We start from the raw sequence: 16854 nt of genomic DNA on the forward strand, positions 1-16854 counted from the left end.
TCTAGCGGGGCCGCATGAAGCTAACGTTACACTTGCCGACGCATCCCGGACCTTGCAGGCCGCATGAACGCCGCGGTTTTACCGGGGATCGACGGCTGGCGCATCCACCACCGGCGGCTCGACGATCATCAACGGGAAGCGGATTTCGAACGTGGTGCCCACGCCTTGGCGGGACGCAAAATCGATCTGCCCGTTCAGCACGCGGCACAGCTCCTTGACGATCGCGAGCCCGAGTCCCGTGCCGGGAATGTCCTCGCCCGCGGCGCGTTCGAATTCGTCGAATACGCGGTCCTTGTCCGAAGGCGCGATGCCCACGCCGGTATCCGACACGCGAATCGACCAGTGATCGGCGCCGGCCAGCGCGAAGCTGAATTCGATTTGCCCCGAGGTCGTGTACTTGGTCGCGTTCGACAACAGGTTGACCGCGATCTGCTTCAGCTTGAGCCGATTGGACGTGACCGCGCCCAGCGCCGGATCGAACGATGTGCGCAGCACCAGCCCCTTGGCCTCGATCGCCGGGCGCGATGCGGCGGCGAGCTCGTCGTAAAGTTCGCGCAGTTCGACCTGCTCCAGGGTGAGCGGCGCGCCGTCGCCGAGTACGACGGAGTACTCGACCATCTGGTCGACGAGCTGTTTCATGTCGGCGGCCTGGCGATTGGCGAGCGCCAACGCGGTGTCGGCCTTGGCGGGCGCGCGTTCGATCAATTGCAGCGCGATCGAAAACGCATTCAGGAAGTTGCGCAGATCGTGCACCACGCTACGCGTGATCTGCATCCTCGATTCATAAAGATCGCTGACGAGCCGCTGTTTCAGCGTCAGTTCGTGGTTCGCGCGTTCGAGCCGGCCGGTGTACTCGTCGATCTTGCGGTCGCGCTCGCTGACCACCTCGCGGATCGACGTGAGCGTGACCATGCTGAGCGTCTCCGCAATCAGGCGACGGGCGCGGCTTTCGTGGCGGCGCGTGAACGTGCTGTCACGCTCGGCGAATTGTTCGAGCGCTTCCACGAGCACCTGGTGGAAGAGATCGAGCTCACGCACGAGTTCCTCGATCCGGTAACCCTGGCGCCAGCGGACCTTGCCGTGTTGTCTCGCATTGCGTTCGATCGCCGGCTCGACCCGTTCGAGATCCTCGAGATCGAGCGCGGTGCACAGACCGTCGAGAATGTCGGGCAGGTGATCCGCAAGTTGCTGATAAGTGAGTTTGTCCGCTTCGACCAGGTCGGCGTCGCCGAACACGGCTTTCATCCATTGCCCGGTCAGTCGGGTCCGCTCCGAGCGAACGAAGTCGGCGAATTGGTGCAGCGGGCTAACGCGTGTGTCGGTCATGATGATGCATCGGGATCGGGTTTCTACTACTTGTCTATGCTCGAACCACACCGGACGCGTCGAACGGAAGGCGGGTCATGACGCCTCGCGAGCAAGCACTTTCGGCTGGGATGAGTGGGCGCCTGGCCGCCGGGCGCTGCGCTCCGGTGTTCGAGAGCGCGTCGCCGCCGCCGATGATTGGCGTCATTATCGCCGCAATGGGCGTTCGCGGAACAGCGCTCGCGTGGCGGTGACGCAACCGCGATGAGGTTCGACTCCGCCGCCCGCGATGGGCGAGCTCAAGCGCGCCTTGCAGCGTGGATCACCGCGGGCGCGTGCGCGTCGGCGTCACGCGCCTTTAGAAAATCCACGAACGCGCGTAACGGCGCGGGCAGATGACGGCGCCCCGGATAGTACAGAAAGGGCCCCGAAAAGCGTTGCCACCAGGGCTCGAGCATCGGCTCCAGCGCCCCGCTGTCGAGATGCGGGCGCAGCATGTGCTCGAACAGATGAATCACGCCCACGCCCGCGATGGCCGCATCGATCGCCAGGTCGATCGCGGCGCTGGGGCGCACGAGCAGCGGCCCCGACGGATTCAACTGCAGCACTTCGCCGTCGCGCTCGAAATACCACGCCGGCGTGGCGCCTCCCGCGAATTGCACGCGCAGGCAGGCATGCGAAAGCAGCTCGCGCGGGTGCCCGGGCCGGCCGTGCGCGTCGAGATAGCCCGGCGCGGCGGCGGTGGCGAAGCGCTGCGCGCGCGGTCCGATCGGCACCGCGATCATGTCCTGTTCGAGCCGCTCGTCGTAGCGAATGCCGGCGTCGCAACCGATCGAGAGTACGTCGACGAAGCCGTCTTCCACCACGACTTCCACGCGAATGTCGGGGTACGCCTTCAGGAACGGCGCGATGACCTCGGGCAAGTCGATGCGCGCCGCGCTCAGCGGAACGTTGAGCTTGAGCGTGCCGGTGGGCTTGTCCCTGAAGCCGTTCAGAACGTCGAGCGCGGCTTCCATTTCGCTGAACAGGGGCGTCAGCTTTTCGATGAGACGAAGGCCGGCTTCGGTCGGGGCCACGCTGCGCGTGGTGCGGTTCAGCAGGCGCAGGCCGAGCTTCGACTCGAGACGGCGCACGGCGACGCTCAGACTCGATGCCGACACGCCGCTGCTGCGCGCGGCGTCGCGAAAGCCGCCGGCGCGGGCGACTGAAACGAAGGCGGCAAGGTCGTTCAGTTCCATGGCGATTGTGCATATTTTTAAACAACCCGTGCACGTTAAGCCGATTTATCTAACAACGCAACCGGCTCATACTGCCGCTCAATCGTTCATCAAGGAGAGCGCCATGCCGAATTTCACTTCCGCCACCCGCACCTTTTCGCTTGCCGGTCGACCCGTGCGGCGCATGGGGTACGGCGCGATGCAACTTGCCGGGCCCGGCGTCTTCGGGCCGCCGAAAGATCGCGACGCGGCGCTCGCGGTACTGCGCGAAGCCGTGGCGTCGGGCGTCGATCACATCGATACCAGCGACTTTTATGGACCGCACATCACCAACCAGTTGATTCGCGAAGCGCTGCATCCCTACCCGGACAACCTGACGATCGTCACGAAGGTGGGCGCGGTGCGTGGCAGCGACGGCGCGTGGCTGCCGGCGTCCGAGCCGCAAGATATCGAGCGCGGGGTGCACGACAATCTGCACAACCTCGGGCTCGACGTGCTCGACGTCGTCAATATGCGGATCATGGGCAGCGTGCACGCTCCCGCCGAAGGCTCGATCGAAAAGCAGGTGACGGCGCTCGCCGAGCTTCAACAGCGGGGGCTCATTCGCCATATCGGTTTGAGCAACGTGACCGCCGCACAGATCGACGAGGCGCGGCGGATCGCGGAGGTCGTCTGCGTGCAGAACCAGTACAACCTGGTTCATCGTGAGGACGATGCGCTGATCGACGATCTGGCGGGCAAGGAGATCGCTTACGTGCCGTTCTTCCCGCTGGGCGGCTTCACGCCGATTCAATCGTCGGCGTTGTCCGGCATCGCGCAAGCGATCGGCGCGACGCCGATGCAGGCCGCGCTCGCATGGCTTCTGCATCGCGCGCCCAACATTCTGTTGATTCCAGGCACGTCGTCGGTCCAGCATTTGCACGAAAACCTGCAGGCCGCGCAATTGCGTTTGACCGATGACGTGTATGCGGAACTCGATGCAATCGGCAAAGCCGACCACAAAGCGTAATCGCGCCGCGCGAAGTCCGACGCACGCCGATAGCCGCGTCACGCCAAACTACCAGGCGTTACCGCCATTGCTGCAAGAATGACTTGGCGGCGCCTGAGTTTTCCCGGCTGCGAATGGTAAATTGAGTTGCGCGCAATCGGGAGGCGAGGTCTATGGCGATGGACTCAAATCAGTCGGGCAGTGCGTTTCCCGCATTGACGAGTATCCGGTTCATCGCGGCATTCGCGGTCGTCGTCTCTCACTACTCGGAAAACAATCTGCTGCCGTTGCCGTCGGCGATATTCGATTTCATCGACGGCGGCCGTTCGGCGGTGTCGTTGTTCTTCGTGCTGTCGGGCTTCATTCTCACCTTCACGTATCGCGACAAACTCGGGCACGGCGGCGTGCGCACGTTCTACGAAGCGCGGATCGCGCGGATCTATCCGATGATCCTGCTCGGTCTGCTGCTGTGCGTTCCCGTGGTGGCCTATCTTCTTTATACCGGCGACGCCTCCCTGATGCTGAAGTGGTATGCAATCAAGGAAGCGGTCTATCCGGCGCTCGTCGTTAGCCTCGTATGCCAGTTACTGCTGATCAACGGCTGGTTTCCGTTTTCGGCGATCAAGCAGCCGTGGAACGGGCCGTCCGACAGCGTCTCCTGCGAGGTGTTCTTTTATCTGCTGTTCCCGTTTCTGCTGCGCCGGATCACGCGCATGCGCGCAGCGCGGATCGCGCTTGTCTCGCTCGCGCTGTGGCTCGCGACGGGCGTGTGGATCGCGCTTCTGCATGCCTATATGCCGGTCTCGCGCAGCGGCGCGATGATCTACTCGATGCCATTGTCGCGGCTCTCCGAGTTTGTCATGGGGATCGCCGCGGCCATTTTCTATTTGCGGCTTCGGGCGAGCGGCACGTCGCAACACGGTAGAGGCGTGGTGCTGATCGGCGTGGCATCGTTTGCCTTGACGGGGCTCAGCGCATGGCGGCCGGCGGCGCCGTCATTTTTTCTCGACGCGCCGTTGTTCGCCGCGCTGATACTCGGCCTCGCGTTGCTGGAGCGGCCGGTCGTGGGCCTATTGAACTGGCGGCCGCTCGTTCGGCTGGGCGACGCGAGCTATTCGCTGTATCTCATTCACATGCCCCTCGCGCTCTGGTCGCTGATGCTTGGATTCGGACCGTCGAACGGCTGGATGGTGATCGTGTTCTGCATCGTGGCGAGCCTGCTCTGCTTCAAACTATACGAAGAGCCGATGCGCAGGCGCCTCAAGGCGCGCCTCGCGAGGGTGATGACACCGCTTTCCGTCGGCAAGCCGGGGCAGTCCGTGGCTCGACCGACGCACGGAATGGACTCCGGTTGATCCGATCGAAGGGCGGCGCGCTGGCTGACACGCCGTGCGTGGCGCGCTCTCAAACCGAGGCCGCGATGTGTTCCCGCAGCCATTGATGCGCCGGGTCGCGATGCGCGCGCTCATGCCATAGCATCGCCATCTCATAGCCCGGCACTTCCACGGGCGGCTCGACGGTTCGCAGCGCGCCGGTGCCGCGTACCAGCCGCGCGGGCACCATCGCCACGAGGTCCGTGCTCGCCAGCGCGGAGATCGCGAACAGGAAGTGCGGCACCGACAGCACGACCTTGCGCGTGAGGCCGGCCTTTGCAAGCACCTGGTCCGTGATGCCGACGAAGCCGCCGCCATCCGGCGACACGATCACATGCTCCAGCTTGCGGAACTGCGCGAGCGTCGGCCGGCGCTTCAAGCGCGGGTGGCCGGCGCGGCCCGCGAGCACATACCGCTCCGCGAAGAGCACGCGTCTTCGCAGCCCGGCGGGCGACCCTTCGCTCGTATGGAATGCGAGGTCGATCTCGCCCTGTTCCGCTTGCCTCGCGATGCGCGGCGGGACAGCTTCCATGACCGCGAGACGCGTGCCGGGGGCGGCCGCCCGCAGGCCGGCCAACGCGGGCAGGACGATGGTCGATTCGGCGTAGTCGGTGGCGGCGAGGCGCCACGTGTGGGTCGCCTCGGCGGGATCGAAAGGCCTGGCGGGCGCCACCGCGCGTTCGAGCGCCTCCAGCGCTTGCCGCAAGGGTTCGCGCAGCGCCTCGGCTCGCGCCGTGGGCCGCATGCCGCGCGGTCCCGGCAGCAACAGCGGGTCGCCGAGGACATCCCTGAGTTTGGCGAGATGCACGCTGACCGACGGCTGCGAGAAGTTCAGACGTTCCGCCGCGCGGGTGACGTTGTGCTCGGAGAGCAACACGTCGAGCGTGACCAGCAGGTTGAGGTCGAGCCTTCTGAGATTATTCATTGCAATACCTGCAATATCGGTAATTCATTTCCAATATACCGTGGCGGGAACTATCGTGTTTGCTTCTCACCACGATCAGCAATGAAGGCCACGATCATGAATGTTCTTATTGTCTACGCTCACCCCGAACCCAAATCGTTGAATGGGTCGCTCAAGGACTTTTCGGTCAAACGTCTCGAGCGTGCGGGGCACGTCGTGCAGGTATCCGATTTGTATGCGATGAACTGGAAAGCGTCGCTCGATGCGGACGATTTTCCCGGCAGGCAGGCCGGCGCACGTTTCGATCCATCGCTCGACTCGAAGCATGCGTTCGATAATGGCTCGCAGAGTCAGGACATCGCGCTCGAACAGGAAAAGCTCAGATGGGCCGATGCCGTCATCCTGCAGTTTCCGCTGTGGTGGTTTTCGATGCCGGCGATTCTCAAGGGCTGGGTGGAGCGCGTCTATGCATACGGCTTCGCGTATGGGGTGGGGGAGCACTCCGACACGCGCTGGGGCGAACGCTACGGCGAAGGCACGCTGGCGGGAAAGCGCGCGATGCTGGTCGTCACGACGGGCGGATGGGAGTCGCATTATGGTCCGCGCGGCATCAATGGTCCGATCGACGATATCTTGTTTCCGATTCAGCACGGCATTCTGTATTACCCCGGCTTCGACGTGTTGCCGCCATTCGTGATCTATCGGACGAGCCGGATCGACGAAGCGAAATACGCAGAAGCGCGCGATGCGCTCGGCCAACGTCTGGACGCATTGGGCACAACCGCGCCGATACCGTTCCGGCCACAGAACGGCGGCGCGTACAGGATTCCGGCGCTGACGCTGCGGGACGAGATTGCGCCGGGACAGACCGGTTTCGCGGCCCATGTCGCCTGAACGTGACAGGTGTCGCTTCTTGTCGGGGCGCTCAAGCGCAACGGGAGCGTCGCACCGTTCGCGATGCGCGGTTCACGCTCGCCGCCTGCGACATGCGCTCTGCCGTATCAATCGATGCCGTGAAACACGGCGTCGTCCGGGCCGAGATACGCGGGCGGGCGCCATGCGGCGTCGCGCATCGAATGCTGGACCAGCTTTTCGACGCCCAGCAGCACCGCGAAAATCGCCATCCGCACCGGAATGCCGTTGTCGGTCTGCCGGAAAATCGCCAGCCGTGAATCGTGATTCAGATCGACGCTCAGGTCGTTCGCGCCCGGCCGGCTGTCGCGCGGCAGCGGGTGCATGATCAGCGTATCGGTGCCGCACACGCTGTCCACCAGCGCCTGATTGATCTGGAAATCCGGCGTATAGCCCTCGAACGATTCGTCGGTGAAACGCTCTTTCTGAATGCGCGTGGCGTACACCACGTCCGCGCCGCGCAGGCCGTTGGGCAGATCGCTGGTCTGCTCGATCACGTGGCCGTTGCGCGAAATCTGCTCGATGATGTAGCCCGGCATCTCGAGCATGGGCGGCGAGACCAGCGTGAACTTGATGCCGCGATACAGCGCCAGCAGCTTGACCAGCGAGTGCACCGTGCGCCCGTACTTCAGGTCGCCCACCAGCGCGATATGCGCGCCGTCGACGATCTTGCCGAGCCGCGAAAACTCGCGCTGGATGGTGTAGAGATCGAGCAGCGCCTGGCTCGGGTGCTCGCCGGGGCCGTCGCCGCCGTTGATCACCGGCACGTTGGTGGCGCGCGCGAATTCGGCCACCGAGCCTTGTTCCGGATGGCGGATCACCAGCGCGTCCACGTAGCCGCTCATCACGCGGCTCGTGTCGTAGATCGATTCGCCCTTGGCCATCGACGAAAACGTGAAGCCGGTCGTGTCGCACACCGAGCCGCCCAGCCGGCAGAACGCCGCACCGAAGCTCACACGCGTGCGCGTGCTGGCCTCGAAAAACAGATTGCCGAGCACGGCGCCTTCCAGCACACGCGAGATTTTTCGGCGCCGCGCGATCGGCTGCATGATGTCGGCCACACGAAACAGCGCCTCGACCGAGTCGCGCGAGAACTGATCGACCGACAGCAGTTGCGGCTTGCCCTCGAACAGCATCTGACTCGCGAGCGACTGTGAGTCTACGCTTTGCGTATATTTTTCGCCCGGCTCGCCGTGCACGACGATCTCCGACACGAAGCGCTCCACGATCTCCGGCATGGCCCGCGATTCCTGCGAGTCGTCCGGCAGGAGCCAGGTGTCGAGCGCCCGGCGCGATACGCCGATGCGGCCGGCGAAGGTGTCGCGGGTCATGTTCAGGCGACGCATCGCATCGCGTAGGAAGGCTTGTTGCGGGACGCTCATGCGGGCACCTGTCGGAAGGGAGGAAGTGTACGGGCGATGTACGCGGTGCGTATATTAGTTTCCCGGCGTCAGAAGTCAAGTCATTTTGCGATGGCTTTGCCAGGCAGCGCCGGACGCGGTTACACTGCGCTTCATGCATTCCGGCCAAACGCTCCGACTCCGTCCGTCAATCGCCGCACGCCTCGCTTTCGCGAGCGCCGTGGTTGCACGCGCGAACCGCGCGGGCCTTTCAAGCGTTAGCGCCAAAGCCAAAAAACAGCCGCTCATCTGACCGGAGCACGCTGTTCCGTCAGATGTGCGACGGAACAGCCGGTCAACGCCCGCCTGCGGCATTTCCTGTCTTTCCTCCCTCGCACCGCTGTACGGAATCGATACGGTCGTCATCGAGGTAAAGACATGTCTATTTTTTCGGGTATCTGGGTTCCGCTCATCACGCCTTTCGCCGACGGCGAAGTCGATCACGCCGCGTTGCGTGCGTTGGTGCGCCGTTACGCCGACGCGGGCGTCGCCGGGCTGGTCGCGCTGGGAACGACCGGCGAGCCGGCCGCGCTCGACGCCGCCGAACAGGACGCCGTGCTGGCGACGATTCTCGACGAAGCGAACGCCGCCGCCCGCGACGCGCACGATGCGCCGGCACTGCCGGTGCTGGTTGGCGTATCGGGCAATCACAGGACGAGCATGCGCGAGCGCATCGAGCAACTGAACCCGCTGCCGATTGCCGGCGTGCTGATGGCCGCGCCGTATTACATCCGGCCGTCGCAGGCCGGCATCGTCGGCCATTTCATGGCGCTTGCCGATGCCAGCGAGAAGCCTGTCGTGCTCTACGACATTCCCTATCGAACCGGCGTGCGCATGGAACTCGGCACGCTGCTGACGCTCGCCGCGCATCCACGGATTCACGCAATCAAGGATTGCGCCGGCTCGCTCGACACCACGCTAGCGCTGATTCGCGACGGCCGTTTGCGAGTGCTCGCCGGCGAGGACATGAATCTCTTCAACACCTTGTGCCTGGGCGGCAGCGGGGCGATCGCCGCGTCGGCGCATGTGCGCCCCGAGCGGTTTGTCGCGCTGTATCGCGCGCTCGCGGCGGGCCGCCTCGATGAAGGGCGGCGCATTTTTCACGCGCTCGCGCCGCTGATGGAGGCGCTGTTCGCGGAACCGAATCCGGCGCCGGTGAAGGCGCTGCTGGCCGCCCAAGGGCTGATACGCGACGAATTGCGCATGCCGATGACGCGCGCTGGCGACGCGCTGGCCGCGCGGTTGCTCGCGCTGGAAGGTGATCTCACCTCGGCGTGAAGAAATTACATGTGCTTGCACCACATTGGGCAGGTTCGGAATATTCCGAGATGATCATTCGGCATGCCAGGTGATAATTGCGACACTTTTTTCACGATTATCACCGGGTTCGTCCGGTGCACGCCTTATGCAGTTATCCCTGTTAGTTCCGTTTGCCGATGTCTTGTCCTACTTAGTAGCAGCGCTCAATTCGTGCCATCCGCGCCGCGCACGTCGTGGCTCGCCGTGCGTGTGGGGCCGCTGATGTCCTCCGTCCTTTTTTCCGGCCGCCTGAGCAGCGGCTCTATCAGCTTTGTTACCCGCCGCACCGCTGTGATCATCGCCGCCAGCGCAGCCCTCGGCACGGCGGCGCTGGCGCTCGCCGCCGGCATCGCGATCGGCTTGCACTGGCCGGCCGAAGCATCCGGCAATCCCGACTCGGGCCGTGTCGAGCGCGACTATACGATCGGTGAACTCGGCAAGTTGAACGCGTCGGTGGCGCAGATCGAACCGCGTATTGCGCGCCTGACCGCGCAGATCGGCGCGCTGCACGATTTCGAGTCGCGTCTGAATACACCCAGGCGGTCGCCACGCGCGCCGGCCATGCCGGCTGGCGCTGAAGACCTGGCTGGCGATAGCGAGGGCGGTCCTTTATTGCCGCCGCGCCGCTGCGTCGACGTAAGCGCGCAGCCCGGCGATCGCACCGACCCCGCGCGCACCCGGCAACAACTGGACTGCATGTCGGCGGTGCTGTCGTCATTGGAACGGGAGAGCGCCGGCCTCCAGATGGCCTATAACGCGTTTCCCGGCCGCATGCCTGCCGACGGCGCGCGCTTCGGCTCACCGTTCGGCAACCGCGCTGATCCGTTCACGCGTCGTTTGAGCTTTCATTCCGGCATCGATCTGGTCGCGTCAACCGGTACGCCGATTCTGGCGGCGGCCGGCGGCCGGGTGATCTTCGCCGGCGAAAAGTCGGGTTATGGCAAGGTGGTCGAAATCGATCATGGCAATGGTTTCATGACACGCTACGGCCACGCGTCGCGCATTCTCGTGCATGCAGGCGATCTCGTACTGCCGCGCCAGCATGTCGCCGACGTCGGTTCGACCGGGCGTTCCACCGGTCCGCATCTGCACTTCGAGGTGCTGGTCAACGGCGTGCACGTCGATCCGGCCGCCTACCTCGCGCTCTTCGCACCCGCACGTCATGGATGAGCGGCGTTTCTCCCGTAATGCGATCGGCCTCACGCAGCGCGCCTATACATTGCAGCCCGCGCGTTCGCTCGGCGTTCGCGTGATGCTGTGGCTAGCCGCGTGCGCGGCCAGCGCCGCCATCGGCGCAACGGCCCTGATGGCCTGGCAAGCGCAGCGCGCCGGAGCGCTTGCGGACTCGTGCCATGCGGCGCCCGTCCCGCCGGATGTCGTGCAGGCGGAACTCGAGCGCACACGCCTTGCGCTGGCACAGGAAACAGCGGCGCGCGGCGCCGTGCAGAAAACCGCCGACAGCGCGGCTGCCGAAGTCGCGCGTTTGACCAGCCAACTGCAGTTTCTGCAAGGGCGGGGCAAGACGAAAGCCGCTTCTGCAACGGCGTCGAGCCGCTGAGCACGCTCACGCAGCAACCCGGCAACCGCGCCTGACGCAAGCGCCGGACAAGCAAGCCCACCCCCGCTCGTCGCGTGGGACATCACGCGACAACCATTTCCATTCCCGAGAGATCTTTATGTTCGGCAAGAAAAAAACCCCCGGTATCCAGCAATCCAAACTCGCCACCCTGGTCGCTCACGACGTGCGCATCGTGGGCGACCTGCAGTTCAGCGACGGCCTGCGCATGGACGGTCACGTGAAGGGCAACGTCAGCGGCGAGCCGGGCAGTCAGACGCTGCTGGTATTGAGCGACCGCGGCTCCGTCGAGGGCAACGTGCACGGTTATGACGTGGTGATCAACGGCCGGATCGTCGGAGACGTGATTGCCGATCACTTCGTCGAGTTGCAAAGCAACGCGCACGTGACGGGCAACATCTATTACCAGCAATTGCGGATGGATTGCGGCGCCTCGGTGGACGGCAAGCTCACCAAGCGCGAAACCGCGCATGCGGCGCCGCTGCTGGTGGCGGTGACGGACACGCCGTATGAGGAGCGCGAGGACCGCAAGGCGGGCTAGGCGGCCGCGAGGCGCTTCGAACCAAGCCCGCGCGGCTTGGCGGTCGCGAAGCGCTTCGAACCGAGCCGGCTGCGACTGGCGTCGCGCGAAGTTGTCGTGGCCGAGCGCTTCGTCGCATTCGCCGGCTATTCACCCATTCATTCTCCCTTGTTTGCCCACTTGTTTGGCCAAGCAAGCCGCGCGCACCTTCACCCTCCAGAACATCAGCGACCTCGCATGACAGAAAGGTCGACATCGTCGTGATCGGCACAGGCCGCACCGAAGCGACGCAGGAAGAAATCCTCCGGATCGATGCCGGGTCAGTGTCCCGATGACATTCCCGCCGGAGAGGCGGAGCCTCGATTTCGACAGCCTTACGAAACTAGTTGCATTTCGATACCAAATTGCCTACGATCCGAGTGGTTGCACATTAAAACCATTTGGCCGGCAATGCCGCCATCTGGTTCCCGCTCGAACCGCCTGTCCAGCCGGCTCTTCTTGACCCGGGATATCCGGCTGGCGGCGCGTTCGTCAAACATCGGATTTGGAAGAGTGACAATGGACATCTCATACGCCCGCTCTGGTCGAAACACGATTGCCCTCGCCGCGATTTGTCTCGCCCAGCTCATGTTCGCGCTGGAAATCTCCAGCGTCCCCGTTATCCTGCCGACGCTCGAAAGGCTGCTGCATGCGGACTTCCGCGACATTCAGTGGATCATGAACGCGTACACGATCGCGTGTACCACCGTGTTGATGGCGGCCGGCACACTCGCTGACCGCTACGGAAGAAAGCTTCTCTTCATGACCAGCCTCGTGGTGTTCGGCGTGGCGTCGCTGATCTGCGGGCTCACGCAGAGCGCCCCGCTGCTCATCGCGAGCCGTTTCGTGCAAGGCATGGGCGGCGGCTCGATGTTCATATGCCTGATCGCCATTCTTTCCAACCAGTTCAAGGAAGGCCACGAACGCATCAAGGCGTTCGGTATCTGGGGCATTTTTCTCGGTTTCGGGCTCGGTTTCGGCCCGATCATCGGTGGTGTGATCGCCGAGTTGGCTGGCTGGAAGTGGGTGTTCCTCGTCCACGTTCCGTTAGCCATTCTGACGTTCTTCCTGGCGATCGGTAGCATAGAGGAGTCGCGCGATCCGGACGCGCGCAAGCTCGACCTCGCCGGCATCGTCACGCTCTCGCTCGCCGTCTTCGGGCTCACCTGGTACATCACGCAAGGCTCGGCGCAGGGCTTCACGAGCCGCGGCTCGCTGTACATCATTGCGGCTACGATCCTGAGCTTCGTTCTGTTTCTCGTGGCCGAGCGAGTGAACGCGCATCCCATGTTCGACTTCTCGGTCTTTCGAATCCGCAAGTTTTCCGGTGCGATCATGGGTTCGATCGGCATGAACTTCAGCTTCTGGCCGTTCATTATTTTCCTGCCGATCTTCTACCAGGGCGCGCTGCACTACGACATCGTCGCGGCAGGGCTCTCGTTGCTGGCCTATACACTGCCGACGCTCGTCATTCCGCCTGTCGCCGAGCGGCTATCGCATCGCTATCAGCCGGGCGTCATCATTCCTCTCGGCATGTTCACGATCGGCCTCGGCTTCATTCTGATGCGTTTCGGCGCGAGCGCTGAACATGCCAGCGGCTTCACGATGCTGCCGGGCTCGCTGCTCGCGGGCATCGGACTCGGCCTGACCAACACGCCCACCACCAATACCACCACGGGCTCGGTGCCGTCGAATCGTGCCGGCATGGCCTCGGGAATGGACATCAGCGCACGGTTGATCAGTCTCGCCATCAATATCGCGGTAATGGGCTTCGTGCTGGTGGCGGGCATCAGCGATTACCTCAAGAACGTCCTGCCGAGCGTGTTCGACGCGGCACAGCGCCAGTCGCTCGCCGAGCACATCGCGGCCGGCAGCGTGGAAGGGCTGACTGAACGCTTCCCCGCGCTCGTGCAGGCGGACCCCTCTGGCGCGGTCCTGCACGGCGCACTGGTGCATGGCTTTGGCTGGGTCATGCTCTATGGCGGGCTCGGGGTGTGGGCGCTGGGCGCGGTCAGCCTGGTGCTGTTCGGCACGCAGCGCTCGACGCAACGCGCGAGCGTCTGATACCGGCAAACGGACGGCATGGTCCCGCGCCGCGCAAGACGGTCCGGCCGCACGGCGCGGCATGAGAAAAAGAAGGCGAACCGAACGAAAACGCGATGGAGCAGCCGATGAACGATCTCCTGAAGCACGTGCTGGATGCCTACGGCGGCCTCGACCGCTGGCATTCGCATTCGCAGTTGAGTGTAAAGAGCGCGACGGGCGGACCGTTCTGGCCGTCGAAGGGTATTGCCGAGAACCACGGCTGGGGCAACGTGACGATTCGCACGGCGAGCGAATGGACTCGCATAGCGCCATACGGTGCGCCAGATCGAACGATGACGTTCGTGCCGGAGCGGGTCGTCATCGAAGACGGCGATCGACAGATCGTGCAGGAACTCGTCGATCCTCGCGCGGCTTTCAAGGGCTACGGTCCACATTCCTATTGGGACGCATCCCGCCAGGCCTACTTCAATGGCTACGCGTTGTGGACCTATCTCGCCACACCGTTTCTGCTGGCGCAGCCGGGCGTCGAGGTCACCGAGGGTGCGCCGTCGTACGAAGACGGTGAAGTGTGGCGCGTCCTCGACGTGTTGCTGCCGGAAACGATCGCCAGTCACAGTGCGGCCCAGCGCTTTTACTTCGGACCCGACTACCTGCTGCGTCGCCAGGACTACCGCCTGGATGTCTCGGGAGGCACGCAGGTCGCGCATTACGTGTCCGATTTCGTCGAAGTGGAGGGACTGCGCTTTCCGTCGAAGCGACGTGCGTATCCGCGAGGTGAGGGCGGCCAGCCGGATCGCAATCAGTTGTTGGTGTGGATCCGCTTCGATGAGTTTCGCTTCGATTGACGGGCTCGCGAGTAGGCGCATCGCGAAGCGAACGTGGGCGGGAATCTATCCACGAAGCATTAGATAACGCTTGTGGCGGTAAAAAGAAGTTTTATAATGGAACCAGCCGTGTCGACGTTTCACACGGCTGTTCTTGTCGAAGAGGGTGGTCCGCGCGTCGTGCGCCATCTTCTAACGGGCGTAAATGACTGCTCGACGGGGAACGTAGCCGTTGAGGTCTATGTAATCGGTCGGGCCAGTTTGTCAGGCAGCTGGAGGGCCGCGATGGTGAAGCGAACGAGTCACAAGGCAACGGGTTGTCCCATCGCGCGCCCGCTGGACGCCATAGGCGACTGGTGGTCGCTCCTGATCATCCGCGATGCTTTCGATGGCTACGAGCGCTTCGGTGAATTCCAGAAGAGTCTCGGTCTTGCAAAGAACATCCTGACGACACGGCTGCGCAATCTCGTTGAGCACGGCATTCTGGAAACGGCGCCGGCTTCGGACGGCAGCGCCTATCAGAAGTATGTCCTCACGAAGAAAGGGCTCGGTCTCTTTCCACTGCTGGTGGCGTTGCGCCAGTGGGGCGAGGAGCATTTCTTCGAGCCGTCCGAACTCGATGTTCGCCTCGTCGATCGCAAGTTCGGTCAGCCTGTCAAACGGCTCGAGCTTCGTTCGCAAGACGGGCGTTTGCTGGGCCCGGAGGATGCCGAAGTAAGAAAGATCAGCAGTGGTTTGCGCGCATCGCCCCGGCCGTCGTCCGCACAGCAGGTCAACGACGGTCGCCGTAAAAAAGATCCAGCCTGACGATCCGCTTCATTGCGGTTTTGGCGATGTCCATTCGAGTCATCGCCGCTCGTCGGGTGAATGACAGTTCTTTCCAACGTTCCCGGCCGATAACCACGGTCCGAACTCGCACCGACAGCGTTGCACGAGCTGCGGTCGCGTAGGTGACGTTTCAACCTTTGAAGATTTATTCGCAACGCCAACTCTTCCCGTGAGAGTTTTTGGCGTGCGCTCGTTTTGCACTGGCCGGGTAGCCAGGTATTCGCGCATGCATAAAGGCGCCATTGCACCGGATTCGCTGCTTCAATATTATTTCCGCGCTATGAAGTAGTTACATACCAGAAGCCGAAAAAACGGAGCTATCGAAATCCGGTTTTCGATAAAAAGGTATTTGCAGGAACGTCGATTAAAATAGTTGCAAGTTGAAACCTCAACATCTATATTGTGAACCGTTGTCCTGGAGAAGATCGTTGCCAGCACGTAGTTATTAAAACTGAATAAAACGTTTTGCTGTCGCTCAAACTAGATCGGGGTGGCCATGTGCATCGTGAAGCTCATGCCTCAGGGCATTGAAGTCGCATTGCCGGCGGGGAGTCCGTTGACCGAACTCGAATTCGAGTTGTACGGCCAGGAATCTATTCCGTTCGGCTGTAAAGCCGGCGTATGCGGCGCCTGTGTCATTGAAGTGCAGGAAGGTCTGGATCATCTCGGCAATAAAGGCAAGGACGAAAAGACTTTCCTCGAATCTCTAGGTTATCCGGACGAGATATTCAGATTGGCATGTCAGTGCCGTGTCAGCGGAGCGGTAATCATCAAAGTCGCGGATTCACAGGTTTAACCCATTCCCGTAACACCTCTTTTTGCGTAGTTATTTCATTATCATCTTTCAAGGAATGAGCCATGAGTAATCGCGTTAAAAATGTCGGCTTAAAAGATCGCATTCCGTTCATTAATGCGGAAAGATCACTCCAGCTGCGTAAGCAAATCGATGCCATTATCGACGGGCAGATCGAGAACTGGTATGAAACCGTGCCGTATGCCGCCCATCTGGAAGGAAAGAAAATCGACTCCGATTATTATCAGCGTCACCTGATCGAAACCGCCTGGCGGATTCGCCTGTTGCGGGTGGTCGAGTCGAAAACACTCGCCGAAGTCGCCAAGCAGAGCCCGGAGGCGGCGCAAATCTGGGCGAACTACGAGCGCGAGGAGATGTTGCACGACGAGCTGTTCGTTCAGGACCTCGAACGCGCCGGTGTCCCCCGCGAGCAGTTTCTCGCGACCGAACCGTATCTGTCGACCAAGCTGCTCAGCGGCTACTTCTCGTATCTGCTTGATCACGAGGGCCCGCTCGGCGTGATCGCCTATTCGTATCTGGTCGAGTACGTCAACGTGAAGCTCGAGCCGCGCAAGCTCAAGGCGCTCAAGGAGTCGGTGGGCGAAACGAACATCACGGGCCAGATTGCGCATTCGCATACCGACATCAACGACGATCATCCCGGTGAAGTCTGGCAGGCGATCCGCTATCTGCTGCGCAGCGATGACGACATCGACTCGCTCAAGCGCTACCTGCGCGAGCACCAGACCGTCCTCGCGCTCTACTTCAAGGAACTCTACGAAGACAAAATTCTGCCGACGCTCAAGGCGGCGGCCTGACCAATCAGGGGA

16 protein-coding genes are annotated in these 16854 nt (G+C 62.8%); 12 read left to right on the forward strand and 4 right to left on the reverse strand.

Annotation, left to right across the window (positions count from 1 at the left end):
- Positions 1-78: 78 nt before the first annotated feature.
- Both CUJ90_RS27365 and CUJ90_RS27370 read right to left on the reverse strand, forming a co-directional pair.
- Positions 79-1326, reverse strand: coding sequence for a sensor histidine kinase (locus CUJ90_RS27365; RefSeq protein WP_114164265.1), 1248 nt, complete (start codon positions 1324-1326; stop codon positions 79-81).
- A 278-nt stretch (positions 1327-1604) separates the two neighbouring features.
- Positions 1605-2543: a LysR family transcriptional regulator gene (locus tag CUJ90_RS27370; RefSeq protein ID WP_114164266.1), complete on the reverse strand. Its 939-nt coding sequence runs from the start codon at positions 2541-2543 to the stop codon at positions 1605-1607.
- 103 nt (positions 2544-2646) lie between these two features.
- On the opposite strand from CUJ90_RS27370, the gene CUJ90_RS27375 reads away from it, so the two are divergent.
- Positions 2647-3531, forward strand: a complete 885-nt coding sequence (locus CUJ90_RS27375) for an aldo/keto reductase family oxidoreductase (RefSeq protein WP_114164707.1) — start codon at positions 2647-2649, stop codon at positions 3529-3531.
- Positions 3532-3683: 152 nt separating this feature from the next.
- Positions 3684-4865, forward strand: coding sequence for an acyltransferase family protein (locus tag CUJ90_RS27380; RefSeq protein ID WP_114164267.1), 1182 nt, complete (start codon positions 3684-3686; stop codon positions 4863-4865).
- 49 nt (positions 4866-4914) lie between these two features.
- Here CUJ90_RS27380 and CUJ90_RS27385 read toward each other — a convergent pair whose 3' ends face one another.
- Positions 4915-5808, reverse strand: a complete 894-nt coding sequence (locus CUJ90_RS27385) for a LysR family transcriptional regulator (protein ID WP_422879709.1) — start codon at positions 5806-5808, stop codon at positions 4915-4917.
- A 96-nt stretch (positions 5809-5904) separates the two neighbouring features.
- Between CUJ90_RS27385 and CUJ90_RS27390 the strand changes: the two genes are divergently transcribed.
- Positions 5905-6681 (forward strand): NAD(P)H-dependent oxidoreductase, encoded by a 777-nt coding sequence (locus CUJ90_RS27390; RefSeq protein WP_114164708.1) that lies wholly within the window; start codon positions 5905-5907, stop codon positions 6679-6681.
- Between the two features lie 107 nt (positions 6682-6788).
- Here the strand turns inward: CUJ90_RS27390 and CUJ90_RS27395 are convergent, their stop codons facing one another.
- On the reverse strand, positions 6789-8081 hold the full coding sequence (locus CUJ90_RS27395; RefSeq protein ID WP_073427326.1) for an aspartate carbamoyltransferase: 1293 nt from the start codon (positions 8079-8081) through the stop codon (positions 6789-6791).
- Between the two features lie 396 nt (positions 8082-8477).
- Between CUJ90_RS27395 and dapA the strand changes: the two genes are divergently transcribed.
- From dapA to CUJ90_RS27440, 9 genes are all read left to right on the forward strand, one after another.
- Entirely contained in the window at positions 8478-9377 is a 900-nt protein-coding gene (dapA, locus tag CUJ90_RS27400) for a 4-hydroxy-tetrahydrodipicolinate synthase (RefSeq protein ID WP_114164269.1), read from the forward strand.
- Positions 9378-9620: 243 nt separating this feature from the next.
- Positions 9621-10568 (forward strand): M23 family metallopeptidase, encoded by a 948-nt coding sequence (locus CUJ90_RS27405; protein ID WP_114164709.1) that lies wholly within the window; start codon positions 9621-9623, stop codon positions 10566-10568.
- Positions 10561-10956 carry a hypothetical protein gene (locus CUJ90_RS27410; RefSeq protein WP_083081178.1) on the forward strand — a complete coding sequence of 132 codons (396 nt, stop codon included), beginning with the start codon at positions 10561-10563 and terminating at the stop codon, positions 10954-10956. The genes CUJ90_RS27405 and CUJ90_RS27410 overlap by 8 nt, the downstream gene beginning before the upstream one ends.
- Before the next feature lie 118 nt (positions 10957-11074).
- On the forward strand, positions 11075-11515 hold the full coding sequence (locus tag CUJ90_RS27415) for a bactofilin family protein (RefSeq protein WP_114164270.1): 441 nt from the start codon (positions 11075-11077) through the stop codon (positions 11513-11515).
- Positions 11516-12052: 537 nt separating this feature from the next.
- The gene (locus CUJ90_RS27420) at positions 12053-13597 is read left to right on the forward strand and encodes an MFS transporter (protein ID WP_114164271.1); all 1545 of its coding nucleotides are present in this window, start codon (positions 12053-12055) and stop codon (positions 13595-13597) included.
- A gap of 107 nt (positions 13598-13704) precedes the next feature.
- A complete protein-coding gene (locus tag CUJ90_RS27425) occupies positions 13705-14424 on the forward strand; it encodes a hypothetical protein (protein WP_114164710.1) in 720 nt (239 codons plus the stop codon).
- Between the two features lie 264 nt (positions 14425-14688).
- Entirely contained in the window at positions 14689-15210 is a 522-nt protein-coding gene (locus CUJ90_RS27430) for a winged helix-turn-helix transcriptional regulator (RefSeq protein WP_083081176.1), read from the forward strand.
- A 535-nt stretch (positions 15211-15745) separates the two neighbouring features.
- Complete coding sequence (locus CUJ90_RS27435) at positions 15746-16027, forward strand: 2Fe-2S iron-sulfur cluster-binding protein (RefSeq protein ID WP_244220043.1); 282 nt, start codon at positions 15746-15748, stop codon at positions 16025-16027.
- A 62-nt stretch (positions 16028-16089) separates the two neighbouring features.
- Entirely contained in the window at positions 16090-16842 is a 753-nt protein-coding gene (locus CUJ90_RS27440; protein ID WP_114164272.1) for a heme oxygenase-like domain-containing protein, read from the forward strand.
- Positions 16843-16854: the final 12 nt, after the last annotated feature.

The organism is Paraburkholderia terricola, assembly GCF_003330825.1.
Lineage (GTDB): Bacteria > Pseudomonadota > Gammaproteobacteria > Burkholderiales > Burkholderiaceae > Paraburkholderia > Paraburkholderia terricola.

Coding starts and splice junctions, on each gene's coding strand:
- CUJ90_RS27365 (WP_114164265.1), bottom strand. CDS start 1,326: ATGACCGACACACGCGTTAGCCCGCTGCACCAATTCGCCGACTTCGTT.
- CUJ90_RS27370 (WP_114164266.1), bottom strand. CDS start 2,543: ATGGAACTGAACGACCTTGCCGCCTTCGTTTCAGTCGCCCGCGCCGGC.
- CUJ90_RS27375 (WP_114164707.1), top strand. CDS start 2,647: ATGCCGAATTTCACTTCCGCCACCCGCACCTTTTCGCTTGCCGGTCGA.
- CUJ90_RS27380 (WP_114164267.1), top strand. CDS start 3,684: ATGGCGATGGACTCAAATCAGTCGGGCAGTGCGTTTCCCGCATTGACG.
- CUJ90_RS27385 (WP_422879709.1), bottom strand. CDS start 5,808: ATGAATAATCTCAGAAGGCTCGACCTCAACCTGCTGGTCACGCTCGAC.
- CUJ90_RS27390 (WP_114164708.1), top strand. CDS start 5,905: ATGAATGTTCTTATTGTCTACGCTCACCCCGAACCCAAATCGTTGAAT.
- CUJ90_RS27395 (WP_073427326.1), bottom strand. CDS start 8,081: ATGAGCGTCCCGCAACAAGCCTTCCTACGCGATGCGATGCGTCGCCTG.
- dapA (WP_114164269.1), top strand. CDS start 8,478: ATGTCTATTTTTTCGGGTATCTGGGTTCCGCTCATCACGCCTTTCGCC.
- CUJ90_RS27405 (WP_114164709.1), top strand. CDS start 9,621: ATGTCCTCCGTCCTTTTTTCCGGCCGCCTGAGCAGCGGCTCTATCAGC.
- CUJ90_RS27410 (WP_083081178.1), top strand. CDS start 10,561: ATGGATGAGCGGCGTTTCTCCCGTAATGCGATCGGCCTCACGCAGCGC.
- CUJ90_RS27415 (WP_114164270.1), top strand. CDS start 11,075: ATGTTCGGCAAGAAAAAAACCCCCGGTATCCAGCAATCCAAACTCGCC.
- CUJ90_RS27420 (WP_114164271.1), top strand. CDS start 12,053: ATGGACATCTCATACGCCCGCTCTGGTCGAAACACGATTGCCCTCGCC.
- CUJ90_RS27425 (WP_114164710.1), top strand. CDS start 13,705: ATGAACGATCTCCTGAAGCACGTGCTGGATGCCTACGGCGGCCTCGAC.
- CUJ90_RS27430 (WP_083081176.1), top strand. CDS start 14,689: ATGGTGAAGCGAACGAGTCACAAGGCAACGGGTTGTCCCATCGCGCGC.
- CUJ90_RS27435 (WP_244220043.1), top strand. CDS start 15,746: ATGCCTCAGGGCATTGAAGTCGCATTGCCGGCGGGGAGTCCGTTGACC.
- CUJ90_RS27440 (WP_114164272.1), top strand. CDS start 16,090: ATGAGTAATCGCGTTAAAAATGTCGGCTTAAAAGATCGCATTCCGTTC.